16 protein-coding genes are annotated in these 21,150 nt (G+C 52.5%); 9 read left to right on the forward strand and 7 right to left on the reverse strand.

What is annotated here, in order from left to right; all coding sequences use genetic code 11:
- Nucleotides 1-104: 104 nt before the first annotated feature.
- Nucleotides 105-1,094, reverse strand: a complete 990-nt coding sequence (locus D6C13_RS13735; protein WP_120133291.1) for an aldo/keto reductase — start codon at nt 1,092-1,094, stop codon at nt 105-107.
- A gap of 861 nt (nt 1,095-1,955) precedes the next feature.
- Here D6C13_RS13735 and D6C13_RS13740 point away from each other — a divergent pair.
- The 3 genes from D6C13_RS13740 to D6C13_RS13750 all read left to right on the forward strand — a co-directional run bounded on the left by D6C13_RS13740 (nt 1,956) and on the right by D6C13_RS13750 (nt 6,116).
- Nucleotides 1,956-3,341, forward strand: a complete 1,386-nt coding sequence (locus tag D6C13_RS13740) for a diaminobutyrate--2-oxoglutarate transaminase (RefSeq protein WP_120133292.1) — start codon at nt 1,956-1,958, stop codon at nt 3,339-3,341.
- Between the two features lie 18 nt (nt 3,342-3,359).
- On the forward strand, nt 3,360-4,832 hold the full coding sequence (locus D6C13_RS13745; protein ID WP_120133293.1) for a pyridoxal phosphate-dependent decarboxylase family protein: 1,473 nt from the start codon (nt 3,360-3,362) through the stop codon (nt 4,830-4,832).
- A gap of 171 nt (nt 4,833-5,003) precedes the next feature.
- Nucleotides 5,004-6,116 carry a mechanosensitive ion channel family protein gene (locus D6C13_RS13750; RefSeq protein ID WP_120133294.1) on the forward strand — a complete coding sequence of 371 codons (1,113 nt, stop codon included), beginning with the start codon at nt 5,004-5,006 and terminating at the stop codon, nt 6,114-6,116.
- A gap of 59 nt (nt 6,117-6,175) precedes the next feature.
- Here D6C13_RS13750 and D6C13_RS13755 read toward each other — a convergent pair whose 3' ends face one another.
- Complete coding sequence (locus D6C13_RS13755; RefSeq protein ID WP_208642895.1) at nt 6,176-7,498, reverse strand: serine hydrolase domain-containing protein; 1,323 nt, start codon at nt 7,496-7,498, stop codon at nt 6,176-6,178.
- Nucleotides 7,499-7,616: 118 nt separating this feature from the next.
- Between D6C13_RS13755 and D6C13_RS13760 the strand changes: the two genes are divergently transcribed.
- Nucleotides 7,617-8,513, forward strand: coding sequence for a LysR family transcriptional regulator (locus D6C13_RS13760; RefSeq protein WP_120133295.1), 897 nt, complete (start codon nt 7,617-7,619; stop codon nt 8,511-8,513).
- A 139-nt stretch (nt 8,514-8,652) separates the two neighbouring features.
- Nucleotides 8,653-9,489 carry an alpha/beta fold hydrolase gene (locus D6C13_RS13765; protein WP_120133296.1) on the forward strand — a complete coding sequence of 279 codons (837 nt, stop codon included), beginning with the start codon at nt 8,653-8,655 and terminating at the stop codon, nt 9,487-9,489.
- Nucleotides 9,490-9,549: 60 nt separating this feature from the next.
- On the opposite strand, the gene D6C13_RS13770 is transcribed toward D6C13_RS13765, so the two are convergent.
- From D6C13_RS13770 to treZ, 4 genes are all read right to left on the reverse strand, one after another.
- The gene (locus D6C13_RS13770) at nt 9,550-9,939 is read right to left on the reverse strand and encodes a hypothetical protein (protein ID WP_120133297.1); all 390 of its coding nucleotides are present in this window, start codon (nt 9,937-9,939) and stop codon (nt 9,550-9,552) included.
- A 390-nt stretch (nt 9,940-10,329) separates the two neighbouring features.
- Entirely contained in the window at nt 10,330-10,602 is a 273-nt protein-coding gene (locus tag D6C13_RS13775; RefSeq protein ID WP_120133298.1) for an ElaB/YgaM/YqjD family protein, read from the reverse strand.
- A gap of 102 nt (nt 10,603-10,704) precedes the next feature.
- Nucleotides 10,705-13,227, reverse strand: coding sequence for a malto-oligosyltrehalose synthase (gene treY, locus D6C13_RS13780; protein ID WP_120133299.1), 2,523 nt, complete (start codon nt 13,225-13,227; stop codon nt 10,705-10,707).
- A gap of 2 nt (nt 13,228-13,229) precedes the next feature.
- Nucleotides 13,230-15,011, reverse strand: coding sequence for a malto-oligosyltrehalose trehalohydrolase (gene treZ, locus D6C13_RS13785; protein WP_120133300.1), 1,782 nt, complete (start codon nt 15,009-15,011; stop codon nt 13,230-13,232).
- A gap of 657 nt (nt 15,012-15,668) precedes the next feature.
- On the opposite strand from treZ, the gene D6C13_RS13795 reads away from it, so the two are divergent.
- Nucleotides 15,669-16,775, forward strand: coding sequence for an ABC transporter substrate-binding protein (locus D6C13_RS13795; protein WP_120133302.1), 1,107 nt, complete (start codon nt 15,669-15,671; stop codon nt 16,773-16,775).
- Between the two features lie 106 nt (nt 16,776-16,881).
- Here D6C13_RS13795 and D6C13_RS13800 read toward each other — a convergent pair whose 3' ends face one another.
- Nucleotides 16,882-18,009, reverse strand: a complete 1,128-nt coding sequence (locus D6C13_RS13800) for an FAD-dependent oxidoreductase (RefSeq protein WP_120133303.1) — start codon at nt 18,007-18,009, stop codon at nt 16,882-16,884.
- Between the two features lie 108 nt (nt 18,010-18,117).
- Between D6C13_RS13800 and D6C13_RS13805 the strand changes: the two genes are divergently transcribed.
- The 3 genes from D6C13_RS13805 to btsR all read left to right on the forward strand — a co-directional run bounded on the left by D6C13_RS13805 (nt 18,118) and on the right by btsR (nt 21,148).
- A complete protein-coding gene (locus tag D6C13_RS13805; RefSeq protein ID WP_120133304.1) occupies nt 18,118-18,588 on the forward strand; it encodes a MarR family winged helix-turn-helix transcriptional regulator in 471 nt (156 codons plus the stop codon).
- A 158-nt stretch (nt 18,589-18,746) separates the two neighbouring features.
- Entirely contained in the window at nt 18,747-20,444 is a 1,698-nt protein-coding gene (locus tag D6C13_RS13810) for a sensor histidine kinase (RefSeq protein WP_120133305.1), read from the forward strand.
- The gene (gene btsR, locus D6C13_RS13815; protein WP_120133306.1) at nt 20,429-21,148 is read left to right on the forward strand and encodes a two-component system response regulator BtsR; all 720 of its coding nucleotides are present in this window, start codon (nt 20,429-20,431) and stop codon (nt 21,146-21,148) included. The genes D6C13_RS13810 and btsR overlap by 16 nt, the downstream gene beginning before the upstream one ends.
- Nucleotides 21,149-21,150: the final 2 nt, after the last annotated feature.

A 21,150-nucleotide genomic window follows, 5' to 3' on the forward strand; every position in this document is an offset into this window, starting at 1 on the left:
ATGCAAGGGAAGTGAGAGAAAAAAGGTCGAAATATCCTTTAAAAAACAATGCTGGTCACCTTAAGTGACCAGCATTATCCGCGAGGACCCTTTTTTACATCCGTCTAACGCCCGACCCGCGCCATCAGTGAAGCCGGATAACGATCGCCCTGAACTTTCACTGTTTCCAGCGCGGTGGCAATGGTGCGCAGTTCGCTGTCTGACAGCGTCACATCCGCCGCGCCCAGATTTTCTTCCAGACGGTGCAGTTTTGTGGTGCCCGGGATCGGCACTATCCACGGTTTCTGCGCCAGTAACCAGGCTAAAGCGATCTGCGCCGGCGTCACTTTCTTATCCTGCGCAATCTGATGCAGGACCGCGACCAGGCTCTGGTTAGCTTCCAGCGCTTGCGGAGAAAAACGCGGCACTTTACTTCGGAAATCGTCACTGCCGAAAGTGGAATCTGCGGCGATGGATCCGGTCAGGAAGCCTTTACCTAACGGGCTGAATGGCACAAAACCGATGCCCAGCTCTTCCAGCGTCGGAATAATTTCCTGCTCCGGCTCGCGCCACCACATCGAATATTCACTTTGCAGCGCGGTCACCGGTTGTACCGCGTGCGCACGGCGTATGGTCTGCGCCCCCGCTTCGGACAGCCCGAAATGCTTCACCTTACCTTCGCTGATCAGGTCTTTCACCGTACCGGCGACGTCTTCAATCGGCACTTCAGGATCAACCCGATGCTGATACAACAGGTCTATAACATCCGTTTTCAGGCGTTTCAGCGAACCTTCAACTGCCTGGCGGATATGTTCCGGGCGGCTGTTGAGGATTTGCTGTTTGTTGTCATCCCCGAAGGTGAAACCAAATTTGGTGGCGATAATGACTTTATCGCGCACCGGCGCCAGCGCTTCGCCGACCACTTCTTCGTTGAGATACGGGCCGTAAACTTCCGCGGTATCAAAGAAAGTCACGCCCCGTTCAACGGCAGCTCGGATCAGTTCGACCGCCTGTTTGGTATCGGTAGCGGGGCCATAACCGTGGCTTAGCCCCATGCAGCCTAAACCGATTGAAGAAACTCCAAGGCCAGATTTTCCCAGCAGACGTTTTTGCATGTGTTTTTCCTCGATTGATGTTTTAATATCCTGTCATCTTGTGATTATGGGATTTCAGGATTTTTCGTTACACGTAACGGCAGATGCTGAGTGCCAGTAGTCAGCGCTAATAGTCAGTGTCAATAATAGTAGCGCCAGAGCTTTCATCAGATTAGAGGGTGTTGTCTGCAAGAGTTTATGAACTGTATTCATGAATCTGTATCAAGCGGCTCATCTTTCGGGCTTCGCCGTAAAGAAAGGCCTTGTTAAGAATTTGAAAAATGAGTGAAAGTATTTCCCGTCAATGAAGACTGTCAGCGTTCCACGCACTTATATCCTTACAGAATAACCTTGTATTAATGGCAGTAATAAAAGTCCTAATATTGTTGTCCCTAAGTGGAATTTATATCGGTGTAATATATTTAAACATTTATATCAGGCCAGTATTCAGCCAGTTACTGGGGGTTTAATTATTATTGGCGCTTATCCATTGTCCCTGCGGCTATAATAGCTATGTACAGTAATGCGTCTGAACGGGCATTCCAGGGGATGGGGTGTCGCGGTCATCTGGCCGTACCTGTGCGGGACAGCAGAGGGTTTTTGTGCCTGTTGTAATAGGTGTTTAACCCGCGTTTAACAGGCCGGAAGTGCTTTTTATGCCTTTATTAATGACCGCGTAATGGGGTTAACTCAGCACGATCGTTCATTAAATCATCAACATATTGATTCGTATGCAAAAGAATAAACAAATCTATACAAAATAAATTATTGAGGTGGGGGCAAAAAAGCCATATATTGGCCGCGTTTTTCACAGGCTAGTAATTTTCTTAATCAAATTTATTCAATTGTGGCGTTCTAATAACCCACGGTTGTAGGAGAGATATGATGACGGATAAAGTCCGTATTGACAGTTTAGGTGCGAATTCATTAAACGGAAACAATGAAACCTATTTGGCGAGACAAGCTGAATTTGAATCGAATGTTCGGAGCTATCCTCGTAAATTGCCTCTGGCAATAGCGAAAGCCAATGGCGTGTGGATCACTGATGTTGAGAATAATCAATATCTTGATTGCCTGGCAGGCGCGGGTACGCTGGCTCTGGGACATAATCATCCGGACGTGCTGCAAAGCATCCAAAATGTCATTACCAGCGGCTTGCCGTTACATACACTGGATCTGACAACACCGTTGAAAGATCAGTTCTCCGAATACCTTCTTTCTTTATTGCCACAACAGGGCAAAGAATATTGCCTTCAGTTCACCGGCCCGTCTGGTGCTGATGCTGTTGAAGCGGCAATGAAACTGGCAAAAAAAGTCACTGGCCGTACCGGTATCATCAGTTTCTCTGGTGGCTACCACGGCATGACTCACGCCACTCTGGCTGTCACCGGTAACCTGTCACCGAAAGAAGCGGTTAACGGCATGATGCCGGAAGTGCAGTTTATGCCTTACCCGCATCAGTACCGCTGCCCGCTGGGCATTGGCGGTGACGCTGGCGTTAAAGCATTAACTTACTACTTCGAAAACCTGATCAACGACGTTGAAAGCGGCGTGCGCAAACCTGCGGCTGTTATTCTGGAAGCCGTTCAGGGTGAAGGCGGCGTGAACCCGGCTCCGGCTGAGTGGTTGCAGCGCATCCGTAAAGTGACTCAGGAACACGGCATTCTGCTGATCCTCGACGAAGTGCAGGCTGGATTCTGCCGTACCGGCAAACAGTTCGCCTTCGAACACGCGGGTATTGAGCCGGACATCATCGTGATGTCTAAAGCGGTGGGCGGTGGTCTGCCACTGGCCGTGCTGGGTATCAAAAAACAGTTCGACGCCTGGGCGCCGGGTCACCATACCGGGACCTTCCGTGGCAACCAGCTGGCAATGGCGACCGGCCTGACCACGCTGAAAATCCTCAAAGACAACAAGATAGCGGACAAAGTAGCTGCACAGGGCGAGTGGCTGAAAAGCAAACTGGCTGATATGCACAAACGCTATCCGGTCATCGGTCACGTGCGCGGTCTGGGTCTGATGATCGGTATTGAAATCGTGAAACCGAACGAAGCGCAGGATCATATGGGTTGCTACCCGGCTGACGGCGAGCTTTCTGCCCTGTTGCAGAAAAAATGCTTCGAAGCGGGTCTGATCCTCGAACGCGGTGGCCGTAATGGTTGCGTTCTTCGCCTGTTGCCTTCCCTGCTGATCACTAATGATGAGCTGGGTATTTTCCTCGATAAGTTTGAGCAGGCGCTGTTAGCGGCTGGCATCAAGCCTGTCTGAGCGGAGTAAGAGATTCTGATGTCCGAGTTAAACCCGATTCTGGCAGGTTCAGCGCAAAGCACTGAAGCCTATCAGCAAGCCATTGCGCAGAGCACTGAAGCTGTTGTGCAGTGGCTGCAACAACCTGAAATGTATCAGGGTAAAACCGTTGCCCAGTTGCGTGAACGTATCACACTGGACTTCAATCCAAACGGCCTGGGTAACCAGGCTGCTATTGAACGTGCCATTGAATACTTTTTAAAAGACAGTCTGTCTGTTCATCACCCGCAATGTGTGGCGCATCTGCACTGCCCGAGTCTGGTCGTCAGCCAGGCCGCAGAAGTGCTGATCAACGCCACTAACCAGAGTATGGACTCCTGGGATCAAAGCCCGTCAGCGACCATCATTGAGATGAAACTGATCGAATGGCTGCGTAATCAGGTGGGTTATCAGGCTGGCGATGCGGGCGTGTTCACCAGCGGCGGCACCCAGAGCAATCTGATGGGGCTGATGCTGGCGCGTGATGCCTTCTTTGCCCGTCAGGGGCATTCCATTCAGCAGGATGGTCTGGTCGGCAATCTGCGTAAAATTAAAGTGTTATGTTCTGAAAACGCACACTTCTCTGTGCAGAAGAATATGGCATTGCTGGGTCTGGGTTATCAGTGCGTAACACTGGTGAAAACCGATGAGTTTGCCCGTATGGATCTCAACGATTTGCGCGAGAAAGTTGCACAGGCGCAGGCTAATGGTGACCAGATACTGGCGATCGTGGCGACCGCCGGAACCACCGACGCCGGTGCTATCGACCCGCTGCGCGCAATTGCTGAACTGGCTGCTGAGCATCAGATTTGGGTTCATGTGGATGCGGCGTGGGGCGGTGCGTTATTGCTGTCTGAAAAATACCGCGACTATCTGGACGGTATCGAGTTAGTGGATTCCATCACCCTCGACTTCCACAAACAGTTCTTCCAGACCATCAGCTGCGGCGCGTTCCTGCTCAAAGAAGAGCGTCATTACGAGCTGATGCGCTACCAGGCGGCTTACCTGAACTCTGAGTTCGACGAAGCCGCTGGCGTGCCGAATCTGGTCTCCAAATCGCTGCAAACCACCCGTCGTTTCGATGCACTGAAACTGTGGATGGGTCTTGAAGCGTTAGGGCAGAAGCAGTATGCCGCGATCATCGACCACGGTGTGACGCTGGCACAGGAAGTCGCGCAGCATGTGACGTCTGAGGCTGCGCTGGAACTGGTGATGAAGCCACAGCTGGCGAGCGTTCTGTTCCGTTATCGTCCTGAGCAACTGGCAGGCAGCAGCGATGCCGCTGTCGCCTTGCTGAACCAGAAAATCGGCGATGCGCTGCTGGAATCCGGTCGCGCGAACGTTGGTGTGACCGAACATAACGGCGTGACCTGCCTGAAACTGACTCTGCTGAACCCGACGGTGACGCTGGAAGATGTGAAAATCCTGCTGGCGCTGGTGGAGAAAACCGCACAGCAACTGCTGAACCAGTAAGGTTTAGTTCTGCGTTGAAGCGCAGCAAAAAGCCGGTGATACGAAAGTATTGCCGGTTTTTTTTATGCTTTTTTACCCTCAATGCCTGACGGCTTATGAACTTTCCTATTCTTCTCCCCGGCTGACCCTCGTTTCCTATACTGGAAGTTTGTGCTGAAAAGAGGAGGGACGATGAATTTTCTGTCACATTTCAATTTTATCGCACTGGTGATGACGCCGTTATTCTGGACAGGCGTCGCGTCGATGGTGGTGGTCACGCTGGTGACCTACTGGCTGCTCAGCTGGTTACTGTCGTTTCTGCGCAAAGGTGTTAAGAGCTGGGGAGAGATGCATCCGGCGACCAACAGAATGCGGTCCATATTGGGCGATGTTCTCGAGCGCACTAATAACCTGCTGATATTTGTTGCGGCATTCCTGTTCAGTCTGCGGTTCGTCAATCTGCCGGACAATCTCTACAACACCATCAGTCACGCGTGGTTCCTGGTTCTGGCGCTGCAAATGGCGCTGTGGCTCGATCAGGGTGTGGTGTCGTGGCTGCGACATATCATGAGACAGCCGGGCATGAACAAAAACCCGGTGACGCTGGTGATCACCGGACTGATATTCCGCGCGGTGGTCTGGTCGGTGATGCTGCTGTCGATTCTGGCTAACGTCGGCGTTAACATTACCGCGCTGGTCGCCAGTCTGGGTGTCGGCGGTATTGCTATTGCACTGGCCATCCAGACCATTCTGAGCGATGTGTTTGCCTCGCTGTCGATAGGTTTTGATAAGCCGTTCGAAATCGGTGATTTTGTGGTGTTCAATGACGTCGCCGGTACGGTGGAACATATCGGTCTGAAAACCACGCGGATCCGCAGTTTAAGTGGCGAGCAAATTGTCTGCGGGAACGCCATTTTGCTTCAGCAGACGCTGCATAATTACAAACGTATGCAGACCCGCCGCATCGTGTTTAATTTCGGTATCGCCATCAATACGCCGCCGGACAAGCTGCGTAATATTGGTGAGATGGTTAAAGAAATTATTATCGATGTCGGCGAAACGAAATTCGACCGGGCACATCTTCTGGGTTTTGGCACTGACCGACTGAACATCGAAGTGGTGCATATCGTTAATACTGCCGATTACAATAAATACATGGATATCCAGCAGGAAATTAACATCCGCATTATCGAAAAGTTAATGGAAAACGGGATAGAGATGGCGCTGCCCAATATGATTGTTAAAACACCGGAGAAAAGCGACGTCGGAGAATGGGAAGCCGCCAGCGTAAAACCGCAGACATAGGATAAAAACAGGATTGCCGCGCATCACCGCGCAGCAATCCTGTTGGTTAATGGATCTGATTATCTCAACTGTTGGGCAATCGCGCTGTACATCAGCGAGGCTTCCAGCGGCTGTGCGCTGAAATCAGGTTCTGCCTGTGGCCATGTTGACCACTGGACAATCACCAGGTTTTCCGCACGGTTCACCATAATCACCTGACCATAAATACCCAGCGCCCACATTGAACCTTTTAACGATTCAGACGGTGCTGGCGTCACATTTTTAGCATTGACGGGCACGGCGTTGTTCCACCACTGATAACCGTATATGCCGTCCGGATGCCCGGCAGAAACCGAATTTTTCGCTTTGTTCCAGTCAGTTGCCTGTGTCAGCCAGTTTTCAGGCAGGATTTTTTTGCCGTCCGGTAACTGGCCGCCACTCATTACAAACTCACCGAACCGACCCCAGTCTTCTAACGTCGCGTTGAATCCGTGTGCCCCGACATCGTGTTTCCCTTGCTGATACGAATGCCAGACGCCATCCTGCGCCATGCCGTAAGGCTGCCAGATAGTTTCTTCCAGATACTTCGCAAGCGGCTTGCCGGTGGCTTTTTCCAGCACATCGCCCATCAGCCAGGCACCGCCGGAGGAGTACGACCAGGTTTCGCCCGCCGGATGAGCCCGTTTCAACCCGGTAATGATTTTACGTACGCAATCGTAAGTCCCGGGATTCGCTTCACATTGCGTGAGATGAGCAAAATCCGAATCGGGATTGGCGTAATCCTCATTCCACGCCACGCCGGAGGTATGCTGGATAAGCTGGCGCAGCGTCACGCCTTCCCACGCGGTGCCCTTTAGTTCGGGCTCGTAGACTGTGATGAGATCATCTATTGAGCCGATTTTCCCTTCTTTGATAGCTATCCCGACAAGCGTTGACACCACGGATTTGCCCACGGAACGGGATGTCCACAACGTGTGGTCGGTATTGCCGTCGCCCAGATATTTGTAAGCGATTTTGCCGTTTTTGAGCACCAGCATACCGGTGACATTTTCGCGTTTCAGGTAATCCGCAAGCGTGTAGGTTTTACCGTTCACGCTGTACGTCGGATCCTGAAGCTGTTTATCTGCCTGAACAAAAGGTGCGGCCTGGCCGTGACGGAACACGTCACCGGCATAATTACGATAGTCATTACGAAAACCAATAACACGTGCGGCCTGATCCCAGTTCAGCATGTCTTTGGCATCCGGCAGCATCTTATCGAACGGCGTCGGGCAGGTGCTGAGCATGACGCCGCCGCAGTCCTGTGTCTGCCCTGCAAATGCAGGTGTAATAACCGTGACTGCTGCACTCATGGCCATAGCCAGCATCAGAGGTTTTAAGAGGTGATGATTCCGTGTTTTCATGTTTTTTCTTATCCATCAGAGTATCGGGGAACTTGAGTATAGGGAGGGAAAATGGTTTGAAAAAATCATCTGATGGGGGAAAATACCCCGTAAACATGGCTGTATTCAGGGAGTGAAGATGTCCGCATTACGTTATTCCATTTCACAAATTGAGGCGTTTGCCTGTGTGGCGGAGCTGGGGAACCTGTCCAAAGCCGCGTTATCACTGGGGAAAGACCGCACCACGCTGCGTGATCTCATTGATTACCTGGAAGACGCGCTGGGCTATACGCTGTTTATTCGTCAGGGGCGCACTCTGGTGCTGACGGAGCAGGGGCAGCAGTTACACCGGCAGGCGCATTTGCTGATGCGTCAGGCTCAGGCATTTGAGTTTTACGCGCAGTCTCTGCCGCAGTCCGGACAACAGGAACTGGTGATGGTCTACGATCCTTTCGTATCGCAGGCGTTTATCGACGCGGTGATCGTGATGATGGCGGAAAAAGGGATCCGCTTCAGCGCATGGAGCGCGTCGAGAGAAGAGGCCGAAGCTGCCCTGAAGGCCGGAACGGCGCAGGTTGCGGTCTGTCAGGCTAACAATCGTGCGCTGGGCATGGATATGGAGTGGTGCGCGCTGGGACATATCGAACTGGATTTTTACGCCGCCATTGGGTTATTTCAGCATCAGCAACGTCCGCTGACCTTACTCAATCTTTCCCTGAAACCTCAGCTGGTCATGCATCACAAGCATGATGAACAGATTGCCCAGCGGTTACAGATTTCGGGTCATACTTTGTATGTTAACGAACGCTCAACGCTGCGGTGTTTGCTGGAGAATGGCCAGGGCTGGGGGTTTTTACCGACGCATTATCAGGCATCCGCGTGGAAGGATGTGCAGGCAATAGAGACGGAAGTGGGCAATCAGGGACTGAATATTACCATGGTGGCCATCTGGCAGCCCGGTCAGACAAAACAGCCCGTTACCGGCAACTTAATCAGCACGCTCCCCGAATTATGGCGTAACGCCCTCCACCGCTGAGTGCCTCCCAGCGAGATAAATATGTCCGGCGGCAGGCAATTTCAGCGGGCTTTGCTACGCTTTCTGAGCATCCGCGTTTTATAAACCTCACCCTGCATACCGTACTGTTTTCCCGATAATCTGCTGAGGAGTGCATTCTATGCCATTTGTTAAAACCAACGACGGCGTTAATATTTTCTTCAAGGACTGGGGGCCAAAAAACAAGCAACCCATTGTTTTCCACCACGGATGGCCGCTGAGTGCTGATGACTGGGACAATCAGATGTTGTTCTTCCTGGCCGAAGGCTTTCGTGTGATTGCCATCGACCGCCGCGGGCACGGGCGTTCGGATCAGACCAGTGAGGGTAACGATATGGATCACTATGCGTCGGATGCCTCCGCTGTGGCCGAGCATCTTGATTTGCATGATGCCGTACATATTGGTCATTCCACGGGGGGAGGGCAGGTTGCCCGCTATGTGGCGAAATATGGTCAGCCGCAGGGACGTGTGGCGAAGGCGGTGCTTATCAGTGCCGTGCCGCCGCTGATGGTCAAGACTGACGCTAATCCCGATGGCACGCCGATCGCCGTTTTCGATGGTTTACGCAGTGCGCTCGCCGCAAACCGCGCGCAGTTTTATCTGGACGTGGCTTCCGGGCCTTTCTACGGATTTAACCGCGAGGGTGCGCAAGTGTCACAAGGCACCATCAATAACTGGTGGCGTCAGGGGATGACCGGCAGTGCTAATGCGCATTATGAAGGGATTAAGGCATTTTCAGAGACGGACCAGACCGGGGATTTGAAAGCCATTACCGTGCCGACGCTGGTATTGCAGGGGGATGACGATCAGGTTGTACCGTATAAAGATGCGGCTCTTTTGCAGGATAAGCTGCTGGCGCACAGCACGCTGAAGATTTATCCGGGTTATCCGCACGGGATGCATACCACGCATGCTGATGTGATCAACAAGGACATTCTGGCGTTTATCCGCGGGTAATTTTTCTGTCGTTGATGTCTTTCAGGAACCCGCCGTCATGGCGGGTTTTTTATCTGTTTTTCAGATGAGCGGGCTGAGCTTTTGGTGTATTTCGTCCATTCCCTTCATATCTTTTTCTGAGTAATACACGGTATTCAGTGCTTGAAACTGTTCGAGACGGGACAGGGCGTTAAATGCCTGCGCGACATCCGTATGCGTATCAAACACCTCTTCGGTACGGATCTTGTCTGTGCTGGCGGCTTTAATTTTTGATCTGAGTCTTAGGATTAATAACTCATTACTGGAATATTGATTTTCTAAATCGTCGGGTGAAATGTTTGCCGTTACGCTGGCTGGTTGCTGCGCAGTACGCGTCGGATAAGAAAGCGTATTAATCGCATGGACCGTTTGCGCTTCAGGCGAGCTGCACCCCGCTAATATCAATGCCAATAACATCATGATCTTTTTCACACGTATTCCTGTCTTTACTCTGAATCTTAATTATTGCGATGCAGTGTACCAGCGCGAAATATGGCGATAAAACCGCAGGTTTGTTTAAATCTGGACGTAACAGCGATTGTTTAATCAGGTTTATGGGATTTTTCTCAAGTGCTGAGACGTATAAACGGAAAGAAAAAGGCATAAAAAACCCGTCAGGGGAAACGGGTTTTTGAAAGTTACGAGGGGAACTCGCGAGGTATCTGTAGGTTGCTACAGAGAGGTTCACTGTACACATCATATGTGACGAAAATGTGTAGGTGAAATCCGCATGTACGCCAAAAGTGGGGCTTTGATCGCACATTCCCCTTTTCACAGACCATAAAAAAAGGCCCGGAGGCCTTTTATCCGGACGATGCCGACCTATTTACGACCGAGCAACAACCCGAGAACTACGCCGATGGCGCCTGCCGCGATTAAGCCGGACAGAGGATTTTCTTTGATTTTCTCCGCGACGTCAGAGACGACTTCACTGGCCTGAGCCGAGTATTTACGCGCTGCGCCTTTAATCTGGTGCTTAGGAGAATCAACAAAATCGCCAAATTGTTTTTGGGCTTCACCGGCAAGCTGGTTGCCCTTATCTTCGAGCTTATCTGCCAGATGGTTTGCATCTGCATCGATATCATGTGATGACATGGTTCTCTCCTTTTGTTAACCGACTTTAAGACTAGTTGATAATTGACCGCTGCGGATATTATTCCGCTTATTCCTAAAAAATTGCTGATTAAATGAGCGAAATCAGCGGACCACGGAACACAGCACTACCGGCTCATCACGGGGCCAGGTGCTGAGGTCTATCCGGTCGGTGACCGTGATTTCTCTGCCGCTCTGCAGATCCCGGTAGGAACGGTGAGCCAGCGAGTCTGGCAGCAACACCTGCATATCAAATCCGCCTTGTGACTGGCTAAAACTGACCGTTTGCTCATCAAAGACCAGACGCGGTGCCGCGACAATCACGGCATCGTTCTTTTCCTGTCGCGCAAACGCGATTACGTTTTCAGCGCGATCGCCCGTTGCGGTCAGCGGCACATAATCACCCTGCAAAAATAAGGCGGGCTTCTGCTGACGATAACGGGCGAGCACCGCGACAATATGTTGTTTCAACTGCCCGCTCGTCCAGGCGGCTTCGTTGTCCCACTCCGGTTTTTCTCCCTGTACCAGCAGCCGTTCCAGCTCACTGAAATCTGGCAGACGCCGGTTATCAGGATCCACCAGACTGTCATTGAGCAATTCGCTGCCCTGATAAATATCCGGTACACCCGGTGCCATCATTTTGATCACTGTCTGGGTCAGACTGTTCACCAGTCCGGCGCGGATAAAAGGCCGGAGTGCGGCGTAAAAATCATTCAGAAAAACGGGATTGTCCGGTGAAACCAAATGACGGGTATAACCGAGCACCGCGTTTTCATAATCGTCATTACTGTCACCCCAGTTGGTGCGCAGTTTGGCTTCACGCAGCGCTTTTTCAACGAAAAGCTGAAGTCTTTCATTGAGTTCACTTAACCCTTCTTTGTCGTCCGGACGCAGCGTTGCCGGCCATGCACCGGCCAGCGCCTGATAGAGCATCCATGCGCCGGTCAGTTTCGGTGCCGGGCCGTCGGGCAACGTGAGCACTTTAGACTGATTCATCTGATGCCAGCGGGTGACATTTTCCGCCCAGAGTTCCGGCGCTTCAGTCAGGGTAAACAGTCTGGCGCGGGCATCTTCGCCGCGTTTGGTATCGTGAGTTGAGGTAGTGGAGAGGGCGGCCGGTTGTTCTTCGAGACGGCGGCTCATTTCCTGATGGAAGCGGTCGGGAGAGAATTTGCGCAGCAGAGGCTCGGCGCCCACTTCGTTGAGGGCGAGATCCATATGCTGGCGAAAGAACAGGGTATCCTCCACGGATTTCGCCATCAGCGGGCCGGTCAGTTGCTGAAAACGGGTGCGGAACAGACTGGCCTGACCGGATGCGCAGGCCGGTGTTTGCGCAGAAATAATGCGTGCCAGAAAATCGAGAATATCCGCAGGCACGTCGAGTGCGGAGGTATTTATCTTCGCGATAATCTGATGCAGCAGCGCAGCGTCATCTGCGGGCAGTCCCTGTGATGTACCATAGGTGCGATAAACCGGGAAAGCGATCAGCAGTTCCCGCAGCGCGGCGCGCAGGGTATTGGCATCCCATGCGTGGCATTCTTTTCCCGCAATATCCAGCGCCAGCTGGCAGAGCGTGTTGAATTCCCCTTCGAAATTTTTCTCGACCATCATCAGTTTGGCGGCGCGTAACTCGTCGCGCATATCAACCGGCTTGCCGACGACGTTCTCATACAGATTGCGCAACACTGCGATGTTTTCATCTTCGACCAGCACATCGGAAAGCGCGGCGATAAACTCATATCCGGTAGTGCCGGAAACCGGCCAGTCAGCAGGCAACCGCTCGCCTTTGCCGAGGATTTTTTCCACCGTGATATAGCATTCCGCTCCGGCTTTTTCCCGCAGACGTTCGAGATAGGCTTTCGGATCGGCAAGGCCGTCCACATGATCGACCCGCAGTCCGCTCACCGCGCCGGAATGCACCAGTTCGAGGATTAACCGGTGCGTATCATCAAACACCGCGTCATCTTCCACCCGTACGCCTGCGAGGCCGGTAATTTCAAAAAATCGCCGGTAGGAGAGCTCGCGCGGCGCATCCCGCCATGACATCAGCCGGTAGGGCTGGCGCTCATGTAAATCGGCTAAAGCCGCGTGATTTGGTGGGGTTTCGCCTGACGGATAGGTGTCTGGCGCGAGAGGGTAATACGCATCGAAATAAGCCAGCGCGGGCTGACCGGTTTGGGGATCCGGCTTCAGGGTGATTTCACCCTTTGCCAGCACCTCTTCAAACGTATCGCCGAGAAATGGCAGGGTAAGCCGCCGCGACCAGTCGATGTCAAAATGCCGCGCATAACGGCTTTTTTCACCCTGTTCAATGACGTCACGCCACCACGGATTTTCCAGCGACGCGGCCATGTGATTGGGCACAATATCCAGAATCAGTCCCATACCGGCCGCTTTCAATGCCTGCGACAGGCGGTCAAATCCTTCGCGTCCGCCTAATATCGGATCGATTTCATTGGCGTCAGTAATGTCGTAACCGTGCGTAGAGTCGGAGGTCGCGGTAAAAACCGGCGAGGCATACAAATGGCTGATCCCCAGATGTTTCAAATAAGGGATAAGTGTCGCTGCTTTGTCAAAGTCCATGCCATCGCGGAACTGAATTCGGTAGGTCGCAGCGGGTATGTTCACGTTTATTCTCCCCGGGAAAGACGGACGATGATCGAAACGGGTTCTAACTTTCCTGTCGCTTCGGGCCAGGCAAACAGCGTGTCACCCGGTTGTTCCGGCAGTGGCTGCGCGGTTTCCCCGAGATTGAAGGCCAGAGAAAGGGTGCCTTTGGGGAATGTCCAGGTGACGGCGAGAACGTCCCCGCAAGCCTGCACGATTTTGCCGACGTTGCCCTGTGGCGGAGTGAGTAACGGCACCACATATTCCCGGCGCAGCGTGAGCAAGGTTCGGGTCAGCGCCAGATTGTCCGCACCTTCAGGGCTGGCGGTCTTCTGCCAGTCAAGTTTAGACCTTTCGAAAGTTTTTGCGGCGTTAGGGTCGGGCACGCTCTCATTGCCATATCCGCTGTGGCCTTCAAATTCCCGCGCACGTCCTTCGCGAACGGCTTTCGCCAGTTCGCCTTCAAAATCGGTGAAAAACAGAAACGGATGGGTTTCGCCATACTCTTCACCCATAAACAGCAGCGGGATATGGGGCGACAGCAGTAACGCCGCCAGCAGGACGCGTGTTTTGCGCACACCGGCCAGCGTAATAAGCCGGTCGCCCTGTGCGCGGTTACCAATCTGATCGTGGTTTTGAATGAAATCCACAAAGGCAACCGGGGGCTGACCGTGGCTCTTTTCCCCGCGAGGCTTGCCGCTTTGCGGGGAAATCTCCCCCTGATAGGCGAACCCTTCAGCAAACGCGCGGGCGGCCATGCCCGTAGGGTCAGCGGCGAAATCCTGATAGTAAGCATGCGTTTCGCCGGTGCTGAGAACATGGATGGCGTTATGCAAATCGTCATTCCATTCGGCGGTGAACAGCGGAACCTCGCCTTCCGGCGTGCGCGGATGCAACAAGGTAACATTGCGGCTGTCTTCGGTGGTCAGATGGAGGGGGCGATCGGTGATTTCAGCGCGGATCCGCCGGGCGATCTGCGGCAGGATGTGCGGTTCGGAGGCATCTTCCATCTGATCGACGGCGTCAAAACGCAGCCCGTCGAGGTGGTACTCTTTCAGCCAGTAAAGCGGCGCTTCCAGAATGTACTGACGGGCGCCATCCTGATCATAGGCGATGCCTGCGCCCCAGGCCGTCTGGCGTACCGGATCGAAGAACTGCGGTGCCAGCAAAGGCAGATAGTTGCCCTCCGGGCCAAAGTGGTTGAGCACGATATCCAGCACCACGGAAATGCCGTGACCGTGTGCCGCATCGACAAACGCTTTGAAATGATCCGGCGTGCCGTAAGCGGAGTGCGGCGCATAAAGCAAAACACCGTCATATCCCCAGCCACGATGACCACCAAACTGCGCGAGCGGCAGCACCTCTATCATGGTGATGCCGGTTTCGGCGAGATAAGGCAGTTTTTCCATCGCTGCCCGAAACGTTCCCTGCGGGGTAAACGTGCCGATATGCAGTTCATAAATGACCGATTCTTCCCACGGACGTCCTGCCCAGTCAGGGTTTTGCCACTGATAGCTTTCTGATGACATGACAAGCGAAGGGCCGTTAACGTCCGCCTGCTGGCTACGTGAAGCCGGATCAGGCACCGTCATGCCATCCGCCAGCACAAACTGGTACGCCTCACCGGCAGACACACCGGTAGCCTCGGTCTCAAACCAGCCGTTTTCAGCGGCGGTCATTTCTTTATCCTGACCCGAGAGCCGCAGGGTTAATTTCGCCTGACCCGGTGCCCAGACCCGAAAGTGAACCGTACCGGCGGCAATGAAATTAGCCCCCCAGCTGGTGGTGAATGCGCTGAAATACATCTCTTTACCTCGCATAAAAATGGGCGATGAAACGGTCAGTTAGCAAACGAATAATAATCATAGACGAGGATGACGGAGCCGGGGACTTGTCGCATAACTTGCCGGATGACTGGCCCCGGTTATGGCCGGGGCGTTAACGGAAAATATCCGGCTGAAATCAGGATGAGGAGGTGAAAAATACGATGGAAATAACGAAAGAGACGACAGTTCCGATGAGCAACATGCATTTGCTCGGCGTGAAGAACTTCTTGTTCTGATTGGCTTTATAGGCCTTGATTAATAACCACAGCATCACTATGCCAATGATAATAAATATTATGCCACCTGATAGACTTGCGACGGGAGCCATATAAGTATCCTTCTCATCGGTAAAACCTGAATTATAGCTCAGCCTCAGAGAAGCGTTATAAGGTGAATATCAGCGTTCGTTTTCAAAGTGGGCATCAGACGATATGTCGTGGCCGGCCTGTCAGCGGCAACGCCGCATCCGGACTGTACTCATGAACCCGACCAAATGTATAATATATCACCGCGATAATGACGCGGCGGAATTACATTTTTGCAGTGACTTAAGTGAAATAAAACGTGGAATAAATCGTATCTTTAAAAATGGATTTCATCCTCAGATAATAATCTTACAATACCTAAGGGAATAAAATGAAGTTTCTTCATACTTTGCTTTTCATGCTGTCAGTCGTGATCGCCGGACAGGCCAGTGCGGCAACCACCACACTGACCGATGTACTGGGAAATAAAATAACCCTAAATACTCCGGTAAAAAGAGCGGTATTAGGTTTTTATTTTGAAGATTATATGGCCGTTGGCGGTGAACAGGCCTTTGATCATATTGTCGGCATTTCCCGCGAAGCCTGGCATGGTAAGGTTCCGGCCAACTGGGATATGTATATTAAACACCGCCCGTCCATTGCCGACATCCCGGATATAGGTGAAATCGACCTGCACAATGTGTCACTGGAAAAAGTGATCAGCCTGAAACCGGATGTCGTCATTTTAGCCAGCTGGCAGTACGCCGCACTGAAGTATGAAGTTACGCAACTTCAAAGCCTGAACATTCCGGTTGTGGTGCTCGATTACAACGACCAGACGGTTGAAAATCATGTGAAATCCACGGAAATTATCGGGGTATTAACCGGCCAGACCGCCCGCGCGGATGAACTTGCCCGGCTTTATAAAAATAACCTCGCGCTGATTGAAGACCGGATCAAACAGGCAAACCTGCCTGAGCCAAAAGTTTACATTGAATTTGGCAATAAAGGTCCGGCGGAGTATTCATTTACCTACGGCGAAAATATGTGGGGTGTGATGCTGCGTCTCGCTGGCGGTGAGAATATCGCGGCACCTTTTGTAAAACAGTGGGGCGAAATTAATCCCGAGCAATTACTGGTCGCTAAACCTGATGTCATTTTTATTTCCGGCAGGGAAAATAATAAGGTTGATAACGCATTAGAAATGGGTATTGGGGTCAATGAAGCCACGGCGAGAACAAAACTCAACGGGTTCGCGCAACGTAATGGCTGGAGTTCATTACCGGCAATAAAAAATGGCAAACTCTTCGGCGTTTACCAGGGCGCATCGCGAACGCTGGTTGATTTCACGATGGTGCAGTTTATCGCCAAATCTCTTTATCCTGACTTATTTAAAGATATTGATCCTGTGAAAAGCTATCACGATTATTATCAAAAATATCTGCCCGTCACGCCGGTGGGAACCTTTGCTTTATCAGCCAGCGGTGAGCAACCGTGATTGTGGCTGTTTGCTGATAATCAATTGCGGCGCTACGTTGCGGTGACGGGATAATCATCCTGCAATCTTCAGACGCACCTTACCAAATAAGGTACGTCTTTGCTTTTCAGAACTGCGGCTGTGTAAACATTTCCACCAGGCTTTGCGGGGAGTCAGCGCCGAATAAGGTCACTAAAAGTTCCTGAGTTTCCACGGCAACGGCGGCGGTGCGCAGGAACAGCTGTTTTTCGTATTCGAGGATAGCGGCGCTTAAGTCGTCCGGATTGGCGGCAATCGCTTTGCCCAGTTCTGCACCATCAAACAGGGCGAGATTTGCCCCTTCACCATTCGGTGCCATCAGATGTGCCGCATCGCCAATCAGGGTGACACCGGGAACATGTTGCCATTCGTGCCCGTAAGGCAGCGAGTAAACAGGGCGGAAAGCAGGGGCGGTATCACTTTCTGTTATCAGCGATAACAGTTCCGGTGCCCATCCTGCAAATTCGGCGGCCACTTCAGCCAGCGAAGTTTTGGCTGTAGTGCGGTCGATACCTTCCGGCCAGTCCAGAGGTTTGTTCAGCGACACATAGGTATGCAACACACTGTCAGGTTCGCGGTGCGCCAGAATGCCTTTGCCGGGAGCCACGGCAAACATCGACCCGCCGCCGACCGCCTGTGCGCCCGCCGGATGCCGTTTATCGGCATCCCGCAGCCAGATTTCCACATAGACATTACCGGTATAGGCCGGAGTCGCGGCCGAAACCAGCGGGCGAACCCTGGACCACGCGCCGTCCGCGCCCACCAGAAGTCCGGTGATTGTCTCTGACCCATTTTCAAATCTCACAACGTGCTTCCCGACGCCGTTGGCCGTTACCGACGTCACTTTGTGCCCCCACTGAACGGTTCCGGCGGGCAGGGATCCCAGCAGGATCTGGCGCAGTTCGCCGCGCAGCACTTCCGGACGGTTGCCGGTTCCGTTATCACCTTCGGCAAAAAGCAGCGCGCCGTTTTTGTCGTAGACTTTTGTGGCTTCACCGCCTGCATGGATAAGCCGGGTGAATTCTTCGTATAACCCGGCGTCTTTCAGTGCCAGCTGTCCGTTGTAGTCATGAATGTCCAGCATTCCGCCCTGAGAGCGTGCTCCTGCCGAGGCATCTGCCTCATAAACTGTCGCCGCGATGCCGTGAACATGCAGTACTCTGGCGAGGACTAATCCGCCAAGCCCTGCGCCAATAATCGTGATAGGTTGTGTCATTTTGTTTCCTTAAGAATGTTGAACAGGCGGGAATGACGCCTGAGTTGATATGTCAACATGCTTATCCTTTCGGGTTGATATGTCAACCTTGTATGATAAACTGTGGCTATGAAAACAGAAAAATTAACCGATCAGGAACTCATGGCGTGGCGGGGTTTTCGCCGGATGGCTGAAGTGATTTCATCCAGAATTGCCAGCGAGTTACAGAAAGCGACCGGCATTTCCGGGCAGGATTTTGCCATCCTGGCTCTGCTGAAAGCGACCCGCCACGGAGAGCTCCGGCAGCGTGACATTCAGCAGTTTCTTGGCTGGGACAAAAGCCGCCTGTCACATCAGCTGAGCAGGATGGAGACCCGCGAAGTCGTGACCCGTGAGAACCGGTCGGGGCAGGGCGTGATGGTGTGCATAACCGAAGAGGGCATCAGGCAAATAACTGAGGCAGAACCGCTACATGCCGCCGCAGTCAGACAATATTTTCTGAAATTCCTGACCACAGAGGATACCGCCGCGCTGACGGATATCGCCGGCAAACTGCGCAAGGGGAATGAGCCTGACGCCACTTATGAGGATTTCCAGTAAGTGGGGACGCAAATGAGCGCTGCTTTATACTCTCATTGCTGATTCATATAAAAACGTAATCCGTCAACAACTGCATTCCCGTTCTTCGGGCGGCTTCAAGGTAAATTTTTGTTGAGCAAGATATATTACCGGCTTGTTGTATTTTGGATGCTCCGGGAATGTACGAATTTAATCTGATCTTGCTGCTGTTACAGCAAATGTGCGTGTTTTTGGTGATTGCCTGGCTGATGAGTAAAACGCGGTTATTTATTCCGCTGGTTCAGGTCACGGTGCGCCTGCCGCACAAGCTGTTGTGCTATATCACGTTTTCCATTTTTTGCATTATGGGCACCTATTTCGGGCTGCATATCGAAGACTCGATTGCCAACACCCGTGCCATCGGCGCGGTGATGGGCGGATTGCTTGGCGGGCCGGTGGTCGGGGGATTAGTCGGCCTGACCGGCGGGATCCACCGTTATTCGATGGGCGGCATGACGGCGCTGAGCTGCATGATTTCAACCATCGCCGAGGGATTAATAGGCGGTCTGGTTCACAGCGTGTTAATTAAGCGTGGCCGCATCGATAAACTGTTCAATCCTCTGGTAGCGGCTGGCGTGACGTTTGTCGCTGAAATGCTGCAAATGCTGATCATCCTGCTTATTGCCCGTCCGTTTCACGATGCGCTAAATCTGGTCGGCAGTATTGCCGCGCCAATGATGGTGACCAACACCCTCGGCGCTGCGATGTTTATGCGCATTCTGCTGGATAAGCGGGCGATGTTCGAAAAATATACCTCGGCTTTTTCGGCGACGGCGCTGAAGGTGGCGGCCTCAACCGAAGGTATTTTAAGGCTCGGTTTTAACGAAGAGAACAGCATGAAAGTGGCGCAGGTGCTGCTTAAAGAGCTGGATATCGGTGCCGTGGCGATTACCGATCGCGAGAAATTACTGGCCTTTACCGGTATCGGCGACGATCACCATCTGGTCGGCAAACCGATAGCTTCCGAATATACCTGGCGCGCCATTGAGAACGATGAGGTGGTGTACGCCGACGGTAATGAGCTGCCTTACCGCTGTTCACTGCATCCCAACTGCAAGCTGGGTTCAACGCTTGTGATCCCGCTGCGCGGTGAGAATCAGCGGGTGATCGGCACCATCAAATTATATGAAGTCCGCAACCGGCTGTTCAGTTCCATCAACCGCACATTGGGTGAGGGCATCGCTCAGTTGCTGTCGGCGCAAATCCTCGCCGGTAAGTTTGAACAACAAAAAGCGCTGCTGGCGCAAGCTGAAATCAAACTTTTGCACGCGCAGGTGAATCCGCATTTTCTGTTTAACGCCCTTAACACGCTGATGGCGGTGATCCGCCACGACAGCGATAAGGCCGGGCAACTGGTGCAGTATCTCTCGACGTTCTTTCGCAAAAATCTCAAACGCTCTTCCGAAGCCGTCACGCTGGCGGATGAACTTGAGCATGTGAATGCCTATCTGCAAATCGAGCTGGCAAGATTTCCGACGCAGCTGAAGGTGGATTTGCAGGTTCCTGAGGCCTTTTCCAGTCAGAGCTTGCCTGCTTTTACTCTGCAACCGCTGGTGGAAAACGCCATCAAACACGGCACTTCTCAGCTGCTGAGCAATGGCAATATTGTGATCCGTGCCTACAGCGAGGGGCAGATGGTGATTGTCGAAGTGGAAGATAACGCCGGGCTATATCAGCCGGAAGAGAGCAGTGACGGACTGGGTATGAGTCTGGTGGATAAGCGTTTACGGGCGCGATTTGGCGATGATTACGGGATTACCGTTAGCTGTAAGCCTGATGATTTTACCCGGGTGACTCTTCGTCTGCCGTCTGAGGGAGCAATATGTTACGAGTTCTGATTATCGATGATGAGCCGCTGGCGCTGGAGAACTTGCGCCTGCTGCTTGAGGACGAAAGCGATATTGAAATTGTCGGTGAATGTAACAACGCCATTGAAGCTATCGGCATGATCCATAAAATCCGCCCTGACATTGTGTTTCTGGATATTCAGATGCCGCGTATCAGCGGACTGGAAATGGTCGGTATGCTGGATCAGGAACATCGCCCGCATATCGTTTTTCTCACCGCCTTTGAGGAGTATGCGGTGCAGGCGTTTGAACAGTGCGCGTTTGATTATCTGCTTAAACCGATCCAGACGGCGCGGCTACAGAAAACCCTGGCGAGACTGCGTCTTGGTTATCAGGAAAAGGATATTTCCCTGCTGCCGCAATTCCAGCAGCCGCTGAAGTTTATTCCCTGCCTCAGCAGTAACCGTATCTGGTTACTGCAAATGGAAAATGTGGCCTATGTCAGCAGCCGCATCGGCGGGGTGTACGTGACCGGACAGGATGGCAAAGAGACCTTTACGGAACTGACATTGCGCACGCTTGAAGTCCGCACGCCGTTGTTACGTTGTCACCGGCAGTATCTGGTGAATATGGATTATCTGAAAGAAATCCGCCTTGAGGATAAAAATCAGGCGGAACTGTTACTGCGCGATGGGCAGATTGTGCCGGTCAGCCGTCGTTATCTGAAATCATTAAAAGAGACGGTGGGGTTGTAATC

It is taken from the genome of Rahnella woolbedingensis (assembly GCF_003602095.1).
Lineage (GTDB): Bacteria > Pseudomonadota > Gammaproteobacteria > Enterobacterales > Enterobacteriaceae > Rahnella > Rahnella woolbedingensis.